Below are 15,838 nucleotides of genomic sequence, written 5' to 3'. Positions count from 1 at the left end.
TTGATCTCAGTCAATGCCGACCCAAGAATTGCTGATAAGTTAAGGGTCTCATTTTCTACATTCAGGAGGAAGACATGACGTATCGGAATTGGCTGCCATCTGCATGGTTGGACGACAAGGATGACGACAACAATCCGTTTGGCAATTTGCGTGCCCAGATCGACTCGCTCTTTGATGATTTCAAGGCCGGACCGATGACAATGGGCAAGGGTTTCCCTGTGCGCTCGAACGTGAGCGAAACCGACACTGAAATCTGTGTAACGGCCGAATTGCCGGGTATCGAGATGGAAGACGTGGATGTCTCGGTTGCCGGGAATCGCCTGACCATCAAAGGCGAAAAGAAATCTGAAAAAGAAGAAAAAGGCGAAGAGGAAGGGCGCGAATTTCACCGGATCGAACGCAGTTCCGGGTCTTTCTTTCGCGCGATGACTTTGCCGTTTGATATCGAACCGGACTCGGTCAAGGCTGGCACCAAAAACGGCGTTCTGACGGTTACGGTGCCAAAACCGAAAGAGGCCGTGACCCAAAGCCGCAAGATCGAAATCGAAAAAACAGACTGATATGGTGATGCCGGGGTCCAGGTCCCGGCAGCCCCCCTTGAAAGGGACCACATGTACAGCCCCCAGGCGACCCCGGATGCTACAAGGCCAAACGTTGGCGGCATAGCCTGATGTGCTGGAGCGCAGCAGCCTCGGTAACGATGGTCGCGGCGGGCGGCGCGGTGACCGTTGTGGCCATGACCCGCGGAGAGCCGCGCGCCATCTGGATCACCCTGGCCTATTTCACCCTGATGGAGGGCTTGCAGTCCGTCGGATATGCGGTTGTCGACAGTTGCGGCACACCGTCCAACAGGGCGGTCACGGTGCTGTCCTATCTTCATATCGTGTTTCAGCCGCTGTTCATCAACGCCTTTGCCATGGCCATTGCCCCGACGGCGCTCAGCGCCCGGATGCGCCAGGTCGTCTATGGCCTTGCGGCGCTGAATTCGGCGATCATGTTGCTGCAACTGGCGCCGGTGAACGCGTTCGGAACCTGCCAACCGGGTGAGATCATGTGCGCCCCTGCCTTCTGCCTGGTTTCCGGCGAATGGCACATCGGCTGGCAGGTGCCATTGAACGGGATGTTCAACCCGCTCAGCAATGCACTGGGCACCAGCATTCAGTTCCCCTCATATATTCTGGCGGTGTTCGTCATGCCGCTGTTTTATGGCGTCTGGCGGTTCGTCCTGTTTCACCTGGCGGTCGGGCCTGTTCTGGCCTCGTTCCTGACGTCGGACCCGTTCGAAATGCCCGCGATCTGGTGCCTGTTCTCCATTGGCATCCTGTTGATCACGCTCAGCCCGTTCATCCGGCATCAGGTGATGGGCGCGCATTTTCCTGCGCGCCCCGCGGCTGCCTGACCGGGTTTCCCGGACCTTCAAAGATCCTCCGCGTCCTCGCCCAGTATCTCGCGCAGCACCTCGTTTGTGTGCTGGCCGCACTGCGGTGGGGCCCGACGGTAGCTGACCGGTGTTTTGCTGAATTTCACCGGGTTCCCGATCAGATCGACCTGCCCGGACGCGGCATGGTCATCGGGCATTGAAATCTTCATGTCCCGCGCGGCGACCTGGTCGCTGGCGAAAACCTCGCCCAATGTATGGATCGGACCACCGGGCACGCCTGCGGCTTCCATCGCCGCGAAAAGATCATGTTTCCCCCAAGTGGCGATTTCCCCGGACAGCAGGGCAATCAGGACATCGCGGTTCGCGATCCGGTCAATGTTGCGTTTGAACCGGGCATCCTGTGCCAGGTCGGGCCGCCCGAGCAGGTCGCATAGCCGGGCATATTGCGTGTCATTGCCCGCCGCAACGATCAAGTGTCCGTCGCGTGCGGCAAAAACCTGATAAGGCACGATGTTGGGATGCTGATTGCCAAGGCGCGGCTGTTCGCGCCCCGAGGTCAGGTGATTGGTGCCCGCATTCACCAGCCAGGCAATCTGGCTGTCCACCAGCGACAGGTCGATATGCTGGCCCTGCCCGGTGGCGTCGCGGTGGCGCAAGGCGGCCAGAATGGCGGTTGCCGCATACATCCCACACATGACATCGGCCACGCCGACACCCACCTTCATCGGTTCCCCGTCCGGCTCGCCCGTCAGGCTCATGATACCGCCATAGCCCTGCGCCAGAATATCATATCCCGGTTTGTGCGCATTCGGGCCGGTCTGGCCAAACCCGGTGATCGAACAATAGACCAACCCCGGTGTCTCCCCGAGCAGGCTGTCATGATCCAAGCCATATTTCGTAAGCCCGCCAACCTTGAAATTCTCGATCACGACATCGCATTTGGCGGCCAGACGCCGCACAATTTCGGCCCCCTCCGGGGTGGCAATGTCCAGCGCGACGGAACGCTTGTTGCGGTTGGCCGACAGGTAATAGGCGCTTTCGGCGGTTGGCTGGCCATCTGCACCAGTCACGTAAGGCGGCCCCCAGGCACGGGTATCGTCGCCCAGGCCCGGGCGTTCGACCTTGATGATATCGGCGCCGTAGTCGCCCAAAAGCTGGGTACAGGTGGGCCCGGCCAATATGCGGCTGAGATCCAGAACCCGCACCCCTGCCAAGGGACCGGAAACAGCGTCGCCCATCATTTCATTCCCATATCTCATTGACCTGCGCCGTGTCTTACGGTGCCTCCCGATCCGGGTCATGCGATGAATGCGCCCCTCACCAGATCGTGTATCAAACAGGACCGCCCCACCCGGCCCTGTCCCTCTCTTCATCTTGCAAGATAAACTCCGGGGGAGTCCCCGGGACCCCGGGGACGGGGGCAGCGCCCCCAAGCGCACCACCCACCCCGCGCCCTGTTTCCATTGCAGCGCACCCCGAAATGCCCCTAGTCTCATTGCAAACCGGGGGAACACATGACCGACACGCAAAACGAAACGCTGACCTCATCCCATTGGGGCACTTTTCGCGTGGAAACCCGCGACGGACGTGTCACCGCCCTGCACCCGTTCAAGGAGGATATCCACCCCTCCCCGATCGGCAGTGGCATTGTCGATGTTCTGGACGGGCCAACCCGGATCACCGCGCCGATGATCCGCAAAAGCTGGCTCGACAACGGTCCGGGCGCGCATGGGCACCTGCGCGGCAAGGACAGCTTTGTTCAGGTGAGCTGGGACAGGGCCGAACAACTGGTCGCGGACGAGTTGAACCGCGTGCGCGCCGCCCACGGGAACAGCGCGATTTACGCCGGGTCCTATGGCTGGGCCAGTGCGGGGCGGTTTCATCACGCCCAAAGCCAGATGAAACGCTTTCTCAACTGCATCGGCGGGTTCACGAAATCGCTCAACACCTACAGCTTTGCCGCAGGCGAGGTGATCGTGCCCCACGTGTTGGGGGATTTCCGCAATCTGGTCTATGGCGCGACAAGCTGGCGCTCGGTGATCGCCGACACGGACCTGTTTGTCGCCTTTGGCGGGGTGCCTCTGAAAAACGGCCAGATCGCGCAGGGCGGGCTGGGCCGTCACCGCCAGCGTGAAGCGATGGAACAGGCCCGCGCGGCAGGGGTGTCCTTTGTCAATATCTCGCCTCTGAAATCCGATGTCATGGGCGCCAGCGATGATGACTGGCTGGCGCTGCGCCCGTCGACCGACACGGCGCTGATGATGGGGCTGGCCCACAGCCTGCTGAGCGAAAACCTCCATGACACCGCATTTCTGGACCGCTACTGCACCGGGTTTGCCCGATTTGCCGACTATCTGACCGGCGCCACGGATGGCGTGACCAAGACCGCCGACTGGGCCGCCGACATTTGCGAGGTCGATGCCGACCGGATACGCGCGCTGGCCCGGCGGATGGCCGCATCCCGCACGATGATCTCGCTCAGTTGGTCGCTGACCCGGCAAGACCATGGCGAACAGACCTATTGGGCCGGAATCACGCTGGCCGCGATGCTGGGGCAGATCGGCCTGCCCGGCGGCGGCATCGGGTTCGGCTATTCCGCGGTCAATTCGGTGGGGCATGACATTCCGCCCCTGCCCTTTGTCTCGCTTCCGCAGGGGCAGAACCCGGTGGCCGATTTCATCCCGGTCGCCCGGATTGCCGACATGCTGGAACGCCCCGGCGACCAGTTCGAATATGACGGGAAAACCTATACCTACCCCGACACCAAACTGATCTATTGGGCCGGCGGAAATCCGTTTCACCATCATCAGGATCTGAACCGCCTGCGCCGCGCATGGGCAAAGCCCGACACGGTTATTGCCCACGAATGGTGCTGGAACGCGCTGGCGCGCCATGCCGATATCGTTTTGCCCTGCACCACAACGCTGGAACGCAGCGATATCGCGCTGACCCCGCGTGACCCCTATATCGTGCGGATGGATCAGGCGATTGCGCCAGTCGGCGAGGCTCGCAACGATCACGACATATTTTGCGGCATTGCCCGCAAGATGGGGGTCGAAGAGGCCTTTACCGAAGGGCGCAGCCCACAGGACTGGCTGCGCTGGATTTATGATCTGACCCGGCAACAGGCGGCGCGCTCGGGCACCGAACTGCCCGGGTTGGACGATCTGCGCGAAAAGGGCTGGCACAGGATTCCCGCCCCCGAAAAACCGGCAATCATGCTGTCGGCGTTCCGCGCCGATCCCAAGGCCAATCCCTTGCGCACCCCAAGCGGGCGGATCGAGATCTTCTCGGAAACGATCCGCGACTTCGGGTACGAGGATTGCCCGCCACACCCCACTTGGATCGAACCGCTCGAGAGGCTGGGACGCGCGCAGTGCCCCTATCCGCTGCACATGATTTCGAACCAACCCAAGGACAAGCTGCACAGTCAGCTCGATCACGGCAGCCATTGCCGGGCGGGCAAGATCAACGGGCGCGCGCCGGTTGCCCTGAACCCGGGGGATGCCACGACACGTGGGATCGGGGATGGCGATGCCGTGCGCCTGTTCAATGATCGCGGCTGGTGTCTGGCCAGCGCAGTGCTGGACCCCGACCTGCGCCCCGGCGTGGTTCAGATCAGCACCGGCGCCTGGTTCGATCCCGCGCTGGATGACGCCGGAAACCCGGGGTGCAAACACGGCAACCCCAATGTGCTGACCCGCGATTGTGGCACTTCGAGTCTTGCCCAGGGACCGACCGCACATTCCTGCCTGATCGAGGTCGAAAAATGGGACGGGGCCGACAGGCTTTCACCCACACCTTTCGATCCCCCGAGTATTATCACGAATTCACAATAGAAACCTGCGCCTTACGAAAAGAGGTTAATCCAACTCCTCGACCGGCGCGCCCGCTTTCTTCCATGCCGAAAATCCACCTTCGATATGGGCCACCGGAGACAGGCCCATTTCCTGCGCCACCTTGGTGCTGAGCGCCGACCGCCACGCGCTGGCGCAATAGAACACATAGGTCTTGTCCTGATTGAAAACCTCTTTGTGATAGGGGCTGTCGGGATCGATCCAGAATTCCAGCATCCCGCGCGGGCAGGAGAACGCACCAGGGATTTTACCGTCCCGATGCAATTCGCGCACATCGCGCAGGTCGATGAACACGTGATCGTCCCGGTCCAACAGCTTGACCGCCTCGTCGACGGGAATGGTGCGGATCTGCGCGTTGGCCTCGGCGACCATCGATTTGATACCTTGCGTGATTTTCTGACCCATCTGAATATCCTTTGATTACTGTTTCTTACATCAATTTGTTATGGCGTCACGACCGACGGCGTGCCACAGGCGGCTTCGATATCGCTGCCCGCTGCCAACAGCATATCCTCGCGATAGCGATCGGCAATCAATTGCACCCCTAGCGGGGCATTTTCAAACTGCCCCGTGGCCACACTCAGCGCGGGCAGGCCCAGAGTCGGCAAGGCACGCTGCGTCAACTGGGCCTCCATGATCTCGGCAAAAGCTTCGGGCGAACTGACATCCTGTTGCTGGGCAAACGGCAACATGCCCGACACCGGACAGATCAGCACCGGATACCTTTGCAGGAACAACTGCCAATCGCGCAATTGGGTCACCCGAGATTGCAGCGCGGTCATCAAGGCGGACATGTCCATTTCCGGCGAGGCTGCCGTCATTTCCCGGAACACGAAATTTGCGTCGGCTTCATCCTCGCGCGCGATGGCATCGGCCATATGGCGCGCCTCGGACATCCAAAGCTGCGCGTTCACCTCGGCGGCCGGACGTATGGGCGGACAATCGACCTCTTCGACCTCCCATCCGGCCTTGGCCAGGGCGCTGGCCGCATCGCGCAGCGCGGCCGCAACGGCCTTGTGAACGGGCATCCCGTCGGGTGCCACGCACAGTGCCGCGCGCCGAGGCAGCTCCGCTGGCTCCAGCGGGACGGGCATCCACCACGGATCACGCGGATCGCCGGCCGACATCGCATGAAAAGACAGCCGTATGTCCTTGATCGTGCGGCATATCGGGCCGGATACGGCCATCAACTGTCCGCCGATATACCTGTCAGGGGCCGTAGCGTTCCACGCCGGAATCCGACCCAACGTCGGGCGCAGCCCGTGCAGACCACAGGCATAGGCCGGATAGCGGATTGAGCCTGCAATATCGGTGCCATGGCCCACCGCACACATCCCCGCGGCCACCGCCGCCGCCGCACCGCCCGAAGACCCACCCGGCGTCAGATCGGCGTTGCGCGGGTTCAGCGTGGTGCCATGCAGATCGTTCTTGGTAAACCAGCGCATGGAAAAGGCAGGCGTATTCGTACGCCCGACGATCACGCCGCCGGTTTTTCTGATGTTTGAAACCACCGGGCTGTCCTGTTCGGCGATCAGGTCCTTTTGCAGTTTCAGACCGTTGGTCGTGGCATGCCCCGCCTGATCGACATTGACCTTGACGGTCACCGGCACACCGCACAACGCGCCGGGATCCTCGCCACGCCCCAAAGCCGCATCGACGGCTTCGGCCGCCGCCAGTGCCTCCTCCGGGAATTCCTGCACCACGGCGTTAATCGCCGGGTTCACCGCGCCCAGCCTGTCCAGATGCGCCTTTGTCATTTCGACCGCCGAAACCTGGCGCGTGCGCACCAGATCGGCCATTTCGGTCGCGCTCATCCGCCAAAGGTCGTGCATCGTTCATCCCCCATCCGTTTCCGGACAAGGGTGACAGAAAAACATCGGTCCGATCAATGGCTTTGTCGGAAACCGGTTTGGATTTCAGGGATAAGGCGCCGCCTAGTCGGCGGTCAGCGCCTCCAGCAGCCGGTCGCGTTCATCCACCAGCCGCACACGGTACCGGCGCAGCGCCTTGACCGCGAATTTATTGTGCCGGGCTGCGTTCGTCTTGGGGTCGCGCCGGGCATCCGCCTCAAGATCGACGATGCAGGTGTCGACCTCTTCAATTTCCTTGATGACCTCGGCCAGTTCGTTGGCGTTCTGCGTCATGCCTTTTCCTTCCTTTTCAGCGGGCCCTCGCCCGCGCCTTTTTAAAGGACCTCTGCCATGTGCAGCGGTCCTACTCCTTACATCCCGCGTATGAGTGTATCAGCCTTGCCCGCCACCGGGCAAGCCGCGCAGCGCCGGATGATCGCGAAACGTTACCCCCGAAAGCTGGCCCATATGCCAGGCCAAAACCTGATTGCTGGACAGAACCGGCATGTTCAGCGCATCGGAAAGGGGCGCAATGATGTCGAGCGTGTTGAGGTTGGTGCAGGACAGGAACAGGCCCTCGATGCCCCCTGCCTGCGCCATTTGCCGCGCCGCGGCCGCCAGCGACTGCGGCGTGATCCGCGCCACGCGCGCTTCGTTTTCTTCATCGAAACTGCCAAACACCGGGGTTTCGACGCCCCGCTCAACCAATGCGCCGCGCAACCGCGACGACACGGTTTCAACATAGGGCGACAAGAACCCCAGCCGCGTGATCCCCAGCGCGCCACAGGCCGCGACCAGCGCGCTGAGCGGATCGGTGACCGTGCGTGTTTGCGCCGCGCTGGCGACAAGGTCCCCTACGCGCGCGGCGCCAATCTGCGCGGTCCCTGAGGTGCAGCCATAACCGATCGCATCAAACGCGGCGCCCGCGGGCAAAAGGGCCGCAGAGGCCGGCAGATGCGCCTCCATCGCGGCCAGTGTCTCGGACGTCACCTCGGCCCCGCTGGGCACGCGCGAAACAAACACCGCCGCGCTGTCCGGGATCAACTGGCGAAAATCACGCTCGATCCGTTCGTCCGATTGCAACACGATCAACCCCAGACGGGGCGGTTCCTCGGCTTCCAACTCATAGCGTAGCGGGGACATGGCTCAGACCTCCAGAACCGGCAGGTCGCGCCCTGCCCGCGTCGACAGGAAGTCCGGCCCGTCCTCCCGGATCACGATGTTTTCCTCATGCACCAGAATGCGCCCCGCCGACACCTCGATCCCCGGTTCCAGCGTCAGAACCATGCCCGGTTCCAAGACCGTGTGATCGTCCGGGATCAGCGACAGACCCTCGGTCAGCTGCATGCCCAAACCGTGGCCCAAACGCCCGGCATCGGCCCCGCCTGCCCCCCCGGTCACAATATTGTCCATCGCGTGAAACAGATCGGCCGCCGTGGCATCTGGCCGGGCAAGATCGGCTGCGACATCCACGGCATCGATCAGACGGGAATGGGCGGCAGTCACCGGGCCCGAGGGCGTCCCGACCGCGAAATTCCGATCGAAGTCACAGAAATATCCGTCGCGCACCATGCCTGTATCCAGCATCAGCACATCGCCGGGCATCAGCGGTGTGTTGTCGGCAGGAGAAATCACATCGGCATAGCCGCCGACATCCGCCGCACCGGCCAGATAGGGCACCCAATCGGCCCCCTCTTCCAGTCCTAGCATCTGAAAGCGGCGAAACACCTGATCCAGCGGCACACCGGCGCGGGCGATTTCGGCGACGCGCGCAAAGGCGCGGTCGGCCACGCCACAAATCGCGCGGATTTTGGCGATCTCGGCCTCGGATTTCACCATGCGCAAACGGCGCAGGATATCGGCGTCGTCAACAAAATGGAGATCGCTGGCCAGGGTCTGAACGCGGGCCCAGTCGGCCAGCGGCATCCGCAGGTGGGTTTCCAGCCCCATGGGCAGGCCGACGCGCCCGCCCGGCCCGGCCAGTTCGCTCAGCGTGTCGGCCAACAGGCTGACGCCATCATCGCTCACATCGGGCGCACGCCAGGTCCGGATGTCGCTGATCCAGGTGCGCGCCATCAGCGCCTGACCGATCGACGGAATGACAGCCACCGGCGCCCCAGTGGCCGGTAGGATCAGAAACCAGGGGCGCGTCGGGCTTTCCCAGAACCGGGTGAGAAACCCGCTGAAATAGCGTACATCCGGTTCGCTGGTCAGCAACAGGGCCGCCAGGTCCGACCGCGCCATCAGCGCTTGAGCCCGCGCGACCCGGCCCTCAAATTCCGACCGGTCAAAGCCGCGCGGCGCAGCGGTCATGTCTCGGGCCCTTCGCTGAGGATCACCAGAGCGCGCGACTGGGACGTCGGGCCCAATGCGTCACGATGCGCGTCAAAGGCCAACAAGCCAGCCAGCCCGGCGGCCCCCGACGGGGTTGACCCGAACCCGTGCTCCTGCGCGACACTTGCGCCGTGCTGACCTTCGGCTTCGCTGATCGTGGCAAAGACATCCGCGTCGTGCGCCAGCCCTTTCAGCGCGATCAGCGAGGGTTCCTTGCAATCGAGCCGCCCCATGCAGGACACCGGCCCCTGCGCGACAACCGGTTTGCCCGCCTTGAGCGACGCAGCCAGCGCCGGTGCGGCCTCGGGTTCGACCACAACGATCACCGGCCCATCGCCCCAGGCCTGCCGCGCCATCGCGGCCACAGCGCCGGCCAGCCCACCCACACCGGCCTGAACAAAGATATGCGTGGGCGGCGTGTCCATTTGCGAAACCGCCTCGGCCATGAGGACCAGATACCCCTCCATCACGCGCCAGGGTCGGTCGAAATAGCCGGGCCAGGAACTGTCCGACAACAGGGCCCAGCCGTTCGCCTCGGCGGCCGCCGCGGCGGCGGCCATGCTATCCTCATAAATGGCGCCTTCGCGCACGACCTGCGCCCCCTGTGCGCGCAACCTTTCGGCAAAGGCCTCGGGCACGGTTTCGGCGATATACACAACCGCCCGCGCCCCGAACGCCGCCGCGCCGGCAGCCACCGACATGCCGTGATTTCCTGCACTGGCGGTCACATAGGTCGTGCCGGTGACATCGCCCTGTGCTGCGTCATGGGCGATCACATAGGCCGCGCCAAGCGCCTTGAAACTGCCCAGACCCATACGTGCGCGCTCGTCCTTGATCTGCACCGAGCCGACCGCGCAGGCCGCGGCAAGCGAGGGCGCGCTGACCAGCGGCGTTTCGCTGTAAACCGGGCAGCGCCGGATCAGGGACAAGGGGGTTTGGGCATCCACACTGGGGGCGGGAACCTCGGCAAGTTCGGGCATGGGAGACGCAGTGCCGCGAAAGGGATTTTTCAATATTTTCATGAAAAAAGCGGACCCCAATCCGGGGTCCGCCGTCAAGCTGTTTTCGATATGTCCGGCCTCAGGCGCGGCGGCGACGTCCCCCGGTCCGCCCTGCCCGGCCCCGGCCCTCGTCGCCCGCCTTGACGGGCTGCTTGTTGGTGCGGATCCATTCGGCGCCATGCGGGTCGTTGTTGGTCAGAAAATTTGCGGCACGGATGGCCTCCATTTCCGATCCGGCGCGCGGTTTGGTCGACCCCAGGCCGAACAGCGTGACAAAGGTTTCGTCATCCATGCCCTCGGGCAGGATCAGACCGGCCGCTTCGACCTCGGTCTTCTTCTCGGCGATCCGCTTTTGCGTCACCGGGAGGGCGATCGGGTTCATGATCGCGCTGGTCATGCCCGCGCCCATGGCCATCGGCAGGAAGGCATTGTTGATGCCGTGGCGGTTGGGCAATCCGAACGAAATGTTGGACGCACCACAGGTGGTGTTGACGCCCAGCTCCTCGCGCAGGCGGCGCACCAGCGTGAACACCTGCAACCCGGCCGTTCCCATCGCGCCAACCGGCATGACCAGCGGGTCCACGACGATGTCATGGGCCGGGATGCCAAAGTCGGCAGCCCGCTGAACGATCTTCCTGGCCACTTCGAAACGCACATCCGGGTCTTCGGAAATGCCGGTGTCATCGTTGGAAATCGCCACGACCGGCACGTTGTATTTCTTGACCAGCGGCAGGATTTGCTCCATCCGCTCTTCCTCGCCGGTGACCGAGTTCAGCAGCGGACGGCCTTCGCAAACCTCGAGCCCCGCCTCCAGCGCGCCGGGAACCGAGCTGTCGATGCACAAAGGAACGTCCACAAGCCCCTGAACAAGCTTGAGAATACTCTGCATCAGCGGCGGTTCGGTTTCGTTCGGATTGGGGTTTGAATTGTAAACCACACCCGCATTGATGTCCAAAACGGTCGCCCCAGCCGCCACCTGCGCCACGGCATCCTGTTCCACGGTGGAAAAATCGCCGGCCTCAAGCTCGGCCGCCAGTTTCTTGCGTCCGGTCGGGTTGATCCGTTCTCCAATCACGCAGAACGGTTGATCGAAACCGATGATCGCCGTCTTGGTTTTGGATTCGATGATGGTGCGGGTCATTTTTGGCCTTTCAGGTCGGGTTTGCCGGGCGGGCCGAGGCACCGCCATGTTCGATGGCCCAGTTGGCGTTTGTCTTGATCCCGCCAAGTGGGAAGAAGTGGACATTGGTGATGTTAAAATCGGGGTTGGCCGCCTTGTGTGCCGCCAGTTTGGTGACAACATCGGTCGGCTCATACGGCAACAACAGCTTGCTGACGTCCATCGCGCGTTTCTGCAAGACCTTGAGCGACGGGCCGACACCACAGGCGATGGCGAATTTGATCAGCGTCTGCAACTTTGCCGGACCGGCGATGCCGATGTGGATAGGCAGCGTGATACCTGCGGCCGCCAGCGCGTCGGCCCAGGCGATGATCGGATCGGCGTCAAAGGCAAACTGCGTCGCCAGCGCCATGTACGCATCCGTGCGCTCCGAGAAATCCTGTTTCCATTTAAGGGCTTCCTCGACGTTCTTCATGCTTCCGTCGGGATCGATGTCACGGTTGCCTTCGGGATGGCCGGCCACGTGCAGACGTTTAAAGCCAGCCTTGTCGAACAACCCGGTTTCCATCAACTGCATCGAGCTGTCGAAGTCCCCGTGGGGCTGTGCAACACCGCCAGCCAGAAGCAGCGCCTGTTTCACGTCCGCCTCGCCCTGGTAGCGGTCGATCCAGTCAGCCAGCGTTGCCTTGTCCTTGATGATCCGCGCCGGGAAATGGGGCATGACGGCATATCCGTCGCGCGCCAGACGGGCGGCAGTGCGCACCATGTCGTCGATCGGTGTACCTTCGATATGGGCGATGTAGACCCGCGTGCCTTCGGGCAGCAAAGCCCGGAAATCTTCGACCTTCTCGGCGGTGCGCGGCATCACCTCGATCGAGTAATCCTGCAGGAATGCCTCGACCTCGCGGTTGACGGGTACCGCGCCCGGGGCTTCACGTTTCTTGAAGTTCAAAAGTGCCATGACGGCCTCCCATACCGATGTCAGGCTCAGGCCCACCCATCATTGGCGATCAGGGCCTTGATCCGCTCCTGATCGTATTCACTGTGCAATCGGGCGGCTTCGGCCTCGGCCACGGCCTCGGGATCACCCTCCACGGAATAAGGGTCAGCTTTGCGCCACTCAGCCAGATAGGCATCGGCATCCTTGGCGTTCACCTTCATCGCCGCCCGGTCGATGGCTTGTTCAAACCGCTCGTCCAGTTGACGTTTTGCGCCACGGCGTCCTTTGCCGACAATGACCTGCGCGGGAATATCGCGCCAGTAGACAATGGTGACATCAGGCATCTTCTGATTCCTTGCTTCCGATGGCTATAATTAGATCAGGCCATGGCATTGCCGCGTCCTGTTTTCGACAGAACGGGTGATATGAACGACGCCCACAGACCTACCCAACCGCAGGCGGCCCGGCCAGAGGCCCAGAGGGTCAAATTTCTCATGAAGATGATGAGCGTTTGACCTTGGCCGTCAAAATCTGAAACAAACACCGACAAGGAAACCAAAAACGAACAGGACCTCACGGTGATTGCGATCAAGGAATACGGGCTGGCCTATGCGGCCGTGCCGAAAGCGGGGTGTTCTTCCGTCAAGGCCATGCTGGCCCAAATCGACCCCGAGGTGAGCCTGCCCCCCGACGAAACCCGCGACAGCGCGTTCTACCACGGCATCTATCAGACCCAACGATATCGCAAGGATCGCTTTGACGCGCAGGCGGGGAGTTTCCGCTTTACCCTGGTGCGGGACCCGATCAGGCGGCTGATGTCGGTTTATACGAACCGGGTCGTCGACCTGAAGGATTTGTACAAAAGCCGCCAGTTGAGACGTCAGACCGATCTGACGCTTGATCCCGATCCGGATACGTTTTTCCTCCATTTCCGCGACTACAGCCGTCAATCTTCGGTCATTCGCCATCACATCCTGCCGACCGCGCTGTTCACGGGCGACGATCTGGCGGCCTATGACAAGGTTTATCTGACCGGTCAGATGGGCGAAGTGGCCGAGATGCTGTCACAGCGCAGCGGCAAGCCGGTCGAACTGACCAAGGCCAATTCCAGCGAAACCAAGCTGGCCTTCGACGATCTGCGCGCGGAAACGCGCGATGCGCTCAGGCCCTATCTCGAGGACGAATACCGGCATCTGGATGGCTATGTGCAAAATCCTTTTGCCTGAAACGCAGGCAACATATTGCCGAAAGCGTTTTGGCTGCCTATTCTAAAGGTAACTTGAAATCGGAGGGCGTGAACTATGGCGCCCAAGCGTCCCAATGGTGCGGGCGCGTTCCCGAAGGCGGTCGAAAGCCCTGCGCCGAACACGCCCGATCCGGCCGAACTGTATGCCGCGCTGGATTTGGGCACGAACAGTTGCCGCATGCTGATTGCTCAACCCAAGGGCAGCGGTTTTCATGTGGTCGATAGCTTCTCGAAATCCGTGCAGCTTGGCGCGGGTCTTGAGCGTACCGGGCGTTTGTCACGCTCGTCGATGGCGCGCACGGTTCAGGCCCTGCGCATCTGCCAGCAAAAGCTGAAGCGCAACAAGGTCAAGCGCATGCGTCTTGTCACGACCGAGGCATGCCGGCGGGCCAAGAATTCGCGCGAATTCATACGCCAGGTGCGCCGTGAAACGGGCATGAACCTTGAAGTGATCCAACCCGAGGAAGAAGCCCGGCTGGCCGTCATTTCCTGCGCTCCACTGGTCAGCACCAAGACCGAACAGTTGCTGGTGGTGGACATCGGCGGCGGGTCGACCGAACTGGTCTGGATCGATATCTCGTCGGTGCCGAACCGCGACCGTCCCCGCGCGATCATGCGGTTGCATGCCGGGTTTCACCCCGCCGAAAGCCCGTTTCCCGCGGCCAAAGTGGTGGACTGGATTTCCGTCCCCCTGGGTGTCGCCACGCTGCGCGATCAATTCAACGATGTCGATGACGACGCCGCACGCTTTGCCCTGATGAGCTGGTTCTTCGAGGAGAACCTGACCGAGTTCACACCCTACAAGGACGTGCAGGCGCGCGAGAATTTCCAGATCGTGGGCACGTCAGGCACGGTCACCACCGTGGCCGCAAGCCATCTGGGGCTGAAACGGTATGACCGCACCAAGGTGGACGGTCTGCGCATGACCTCGGACCAGATCGACAAGGTGATCCGCGGATATCTGGACCTCGGGCCCCATGGCCGCCGCCGCGATCCGCGGATCGGCGAAGACCGGCAGGCGCTGATCATGTCGGGCGCGGCGATCCTGCAGGCGCTGCTGCGGTGCTGGCCGACTGACCGCTTGTCGGTGGCCGACCGGGGCCTGCGCGAGGGATTGCTTTATGCCCAGATGAGCGCGGATGGCGTTCTGGAGGACGGGCCGTTCTGATCTGAAGGCGCGCCTGCGGCGCATTCGATTTGTGGCGTCGCCTCCGGCGCCGCGATGCCTCCGGCGGGAGTTTTCAGGCAAGATGAAGCATTGCCGAGCCCCGTACGAGCCGCTATTTGCGGCGCAATCACGAAAGGGTTGCCACATGGCCAAGAACACATCCGGGCGCGGCCAGCGCGATCTGAAGGTCAAGGTCAAGACCGCGCGCGGCCGCAAGCTGTCGTCGACGCGCTGGCTGCAGCGGCAGTTGAACGATCCCTATGTCAAACAGGCCCAGAGCGAGGGCTATCGCGGGCGCGCCGCATTCAAGATATTGGAACTGGATGACAAGTACCGGTTTCTTGTCCCGGGCGCGCGGGTCGTCGATCTGGGCTGTGCGCCCGGCGGCTGGCTGCAGGTGGCGGTCAAGCGCATCAATGCCCTGGGCGAAAAACAGGGCAAGGCAGTCGGCACCCTTCTGGGCATCGACCTGCAAGAGGTCGAACCGGTGGCAGGCGCGGACGTTCACCAGCTCGATTTCATGGCCGACGGGGCCGATGAACAGGTCAAGGAATGGCTGGGCGGCAAGGCGGATGTGGTGATGTCGGACATGGCCGCCTCCTCGTCGGGGCACAAGCAAACCGACCATTTGCGCATCATCGCACTGTGCGAGGCTGCGGCGTATTTCGCCTTTGACGTTCTGGAAGAAGGGGGCACCTTCGTGGCCAAGGTTCTGGCCGGGGGTGCCGAGGGCGAACTTCAGAAACTGCTGAAGCAGAAATTCACCAAGGTCGCCAACGTTAAACCGCCTGCGTCACGCGCCGACAGTTCGGAAAAATTCGTTATTGCGACGGGGTTTCGCGGCTGATTTCGCGATGCGAGCCGGGGTTGGTCGCGCGGGCTCCCAGGACTGCAGCGCATCCTTCAGGAAAAGGTCCGCATGGCGGTCGGCCTCATCGGCC

At 62.4% G+C, this 15,838-nt stretch carries 16 protein-coding genes; 6 read left to right on the top strand and 10 right to left on the bottom strand.

The genetic code is table 11. The features are described from left to right. Positions 1-74: 74 nt before the first annotated feature. Together ACXYMO_RS01350 and ACXYMO_RS01345 are read left to right on the top strand one after the other, a co-directional pair. Positions 75-560, top strand: coding sequence for an Hsp20/alpha crystallin family protein (locus tag ACXYMO_RS01350; protein WP_458876846.1), 486 nt, complete (start codon positions 75-77; stop codon positions 558-560). A gap of 110 nt (positions 561-670) precedes the next feature. Continuing rightward, on the top strand, positions 671-1,399 hold the full coding sequence (locus ACXYMO_RS01345) for a DUF5765 domain-containing protein (protein WP_458876845.1): 729 nt from the start codon (positions 671-673) through the stop codon (positions 1,397-1,399). Between the two features lie 17 nt (positions 1,400-1,416). Here ACXYMO_RS01345 and ACXYMO_RS01340 read toward each other — a convergent pair whose 3' ends face one another. Continuing rightward, positions 1,417-2,622, bottom strand: a complete 1,206-nt coding sequence (locus ACXYMO_RS01340) for a CaiB/BaiF CoA transferase family protein (protein WP_458877869.1) — start codon at positions 2,620-2,622, stop codon at positions 1,417-1,419. A gap of 273 nt (positions 2,623-2,895) precedes the next feature. Between ACXYMO_RS01340 and ACXYMO_RS01335 the strand changes: the two genes are divergently transcribed. Beyond that, on the top strand, positions 2,896-5,220 hold the full coding sequence (locus tag ACXYMO_RS01335; protein ID WP_458876844.1) for a molybdopterin guanine dinucleotide-containing S/N-oxide reductase: 2,325 nt from the start codon (positions 2,896-2,898) through the stop codon (positions 5,218-5,220). Between the two features lie 24 nt (positions 5,221-5,244). Here the strand turns inward: ACXYMO_RS01335 and ACXYMO_RS01330 are convergent, their stop codons facing one another. The 9 genes from ACXYMO_RS01330 to ACXYMO_RS01290 form a co-directional block, all read right to left on the bottom strand. Beyond that, positions 5,245-5,643 carry a rhodanese-like domain-containing protein gene (locus ACXYMO_RS01330; RefSeq protein WP_458876843.1) on the bottom strand — a complete coding sequence of 133 codons (399 nt, stop codon included), beginning with the start codon at positions 5,641-5,643 and terminating at the stop codon, positions 5,245-5,247. Between the two features lie 38 nt (positions 5,644-5,681). Continuing rightward, complete coding sequence (locus ACXYMO_RS01325; protein WP_458876842.1) at positions 5,682-7,070, bottom strand: amidase family protein; 1,389 nt, start codon at positions 7,068-7,070, stop codon at positions 5,682-5,684. Between the two features lie 102 nt (positions 7,071-7,172). Next, a complete protein-coding gene (locus tag ACXYMO_RS01320; RefSeq protein WP_458876841.1) occupies positions 7,173-7,382 on the bottom strand; it encodes a hypothetical protein in 210 nt (69 codons plus the stop codon). A gap of 99 nt (positions 7,383-7,481) precedes the next feature. Then, entirely contained in the window at positions 7,482-8,231 is a 750-nt protein-coding gene (locus ACXYMO_RS01315) for a maleate cis-trans isomerase family protein (RefSeq protein ID WP_458876840.1), read from the bottom strand. Positions 8,232-8,234: 3 nt separating this feature from the next. Continuing rightward, on the bottom strand, positions 8,235-9,401 hold the full coding sequence (locus ACXYMO_RS01310) for a M24 family metallopeptidase (protein ID WP_458876839.1): 1,167 nt from the start codon (positions 9,399-9,401) through the stop codon (positions 8,235-8,237). Then, on the bottom strand, positions 9,398-10,444 hold the full coding sequence (locus ACXYMO_RS01305) for a pyridoxal-phosphate dependent enzyme (protein WP_458876838.1): 1,047 nt from the start codon (positions 10,442-10,444) through the stop codon (positions 9,398-9,400). Before ACXYMO_RS01305 ends, ACXYMO_RS01310 begins: the two co-directional genes overlap by 4 nt. 58 nt (positions 10,445-10,502) lie before the next feature. After that, complete coding sequence (locus ACXYMO_RS01300) at positions 10,503-11,564, bottom strand: methyltetrahydrofolate cobalamin methyltransferase (RefSeq protein WP_458876837.1); 1,062 nt, start codon at positions 11,562-11,564, stop codon at positions 10,503-10,505. A 10-nt stretch (positions 11,565-11,574) separates the two neighbouring features. Next, on the bottom strand, positions 11,575-12,504 hold the full coding sequence (locus ACXYMO_RS01295) for a methylenetetrahydrofolate reductase (protein ID WP_458876836.1): 930 nt from the start codon (positions 12,502-12,504) through the stop codon (positions 11,575-11,577). A gap of 26 nt (positions 12,505-12,530) precedes the next feature. After that, a complete protein-coding gene (locus ACXYMO_RS01290; protein ID WP_458876835.1) occupies positions 12,531-12,827 on the bottom strand; it encodes a virulence factor in 297 nt (98 codons plus the stop codon). A 234-nt stretch (positions 12,828-13,061) separates the two neighbouring features. Here ACXYMO_RS01290 and ACXYMO_RS01285 point away from each other — a divergent pair, with 234 nt between their 5' ends. The 3 genes from ACXYMO_RS01285 (at position 13,062) to ACXYMO_RS01275 (ending at position 15,744) form a co-directional block, all read left to right on the top strand. Beyond that, entirely contained in the window at positions 13,062-13,709 is a 648-nt protein-coding gene (locus ACXYMO_RS01285) for a sulfotransferase family 2 domain-containing protein (protein WP_458876834.1), read from the top strand. 75 nt (positions 13,710-13,784) lie between these two features. Further along, the gene (locus ACXYMO_RS01280) at positions 13,785-14,897 is read left to right on the top strand and encodes a Ppx/GppA phosphatase family protein (RefSeq protein WP_458876833.1); all 1,113 of its coding nucleotides are present in this window, start codon (positions 13,785-13,787) and stop codon (positions 14,895-14,897) included. 145 nt (positions 14,898-15,042) lie between these two features. Beyond that, positions 15,043-15,744 (top strand): RlmE family RNA methyltransferase, encoded by a 702-nt coding sequence (locus tag ACXYMO_RS01275; protein ID WP_458876832.1) that lies wholly within the window; start codon positions 15,043-15,045, stop codon positions 15,742-15,744. The last annotated feature ends 94 nt before the right edge of the window (positions 15,745-15,838 follow it).

This window comes from Arenibacterium sp. CAU 1754 (genome assembly GCF_054482635.1).
Note: the sequence above shows the minus strand (reverse complement) of the source record. Positions and strands in the feature narration are given on the sequence as shown.

What these genes read in the sequence shown, in the direction of transcription:
- ACXYMO_RS01275 (WP_458876832.1), top strand. Translation starts at nt 15,043, where the DNA reads ATGGCCAAGAACACATCCGGGCGCGGCCAGCGCGATCTGAAGGTCAAG.
- ACXYMO_RS01305 (WP_458876838.1), bottom strand. Translation starts at nt 10,444, where the DNA reads ATGAAAATATTGAAAAATCCCTTTCGCGGCACTGCGTCTCCCATGCCC.
- ACXYMO_RS01340 (WP_458877869.1), bottom strand. Translation starts at nt 2,622, where the DNA reads ATGATGGGCGACGCTGTTTCCGGTCCCTTGGCAGGGGTGCGGGTTCTG.
- ACXYMO_RS01295 (WP_458876836.1), bottom strand. Translation starts at nt 12,504, where the DNA reads ATGGCACTTTTGAACTTCAAGAAACGTGAAGCCCCGGGCGCGGTACCC.
- ACXYMO_RS01280 (WP_458876833.1), top strand. Translation starts at nt 13,785, where the DNA reads ATGGCGCCCAAGCGTCCCAATGGTGCGGGCGCGTTCCCGAAGGCGGTC.
- ACXYMO_RS01310 (WP_458876839.1), bottom strand. Translation starts at nt 9,401, where the DNA reads ATGACCGCTGCGCCGCGCGGCTTTGACCGGTCGGAATTTGAGGGCCGG.
- ACXYMO_RS01290 (WP_458876835.1), bottom strand. Translation starts at nt 12,827, where the DNA reads ATGCCTGATGTCACCATTGTCTACTGGCGCGATATTCCCGCGCAGGTC.
- ACXYMO_RS01345 (WP_458876845.1), top strand. Translation starts at nt 671, where the DNA reads ATGTGCTGGAGCGCAGCAGCCTCGGTAACGATGGTCGCGGCGGGCGGC.
- ACXYMO_RS01320 (WP_458876841.1), bottom strand. Translation starts at nt 7,382, where the DNA reads ATGACGCAGAACGCCAACGAACTGGCCGAGGTCATCAAGGAAATTGAA.
- ACXYMO_RS01350 (WP_458876846.1), top strand. Translation starts at nt 75, where the DNA reads ATGACGTATCGGAATTGGCTGCCATCTGCATGGTTGGACGACAAGGAT.
- ACXYMO_RS01300 (WP_458876837.1), bottom strand. Translation starts at nt 11,564, where the DNA reads ATGACCCGCACCATCATCGAATCCAAAACCAAGACGGCGATCATCGGT.
- ACXYMO_RS01315 (WP_458876840.1), bottom strand. Translation starts at nt 8,231, where the DNA reads ATGTCCCCGCTACGCTATGAGTTGGAAGCCGAGGAACCGCCCCGTCTG.
- ACXYMO_RS01330 (WP_458876843.1), bottom strand. Translation starts at nt 5,643, where the DNA reads ATGGGTCAGAAAATCACGCAAGGTATCAAATCGATGGTCGCCGAGGCC.
- ACXYMO_RS01335 (WP_458876844.1), top strand. Translation starts at nt 2,896, where the DNA reads ATGACCGACACGCAAAACGAAACGCTGACCTCATCCCATTGGGGCACT.
- ACXYMO_RS01325 (WP_458876842.1), bottom strand. Translation starts at nt 7,070, where the DNA reads ATGCACGACCTTTGGCGGATGAGCGCGACCGAAATGGCCGATCTGGTG.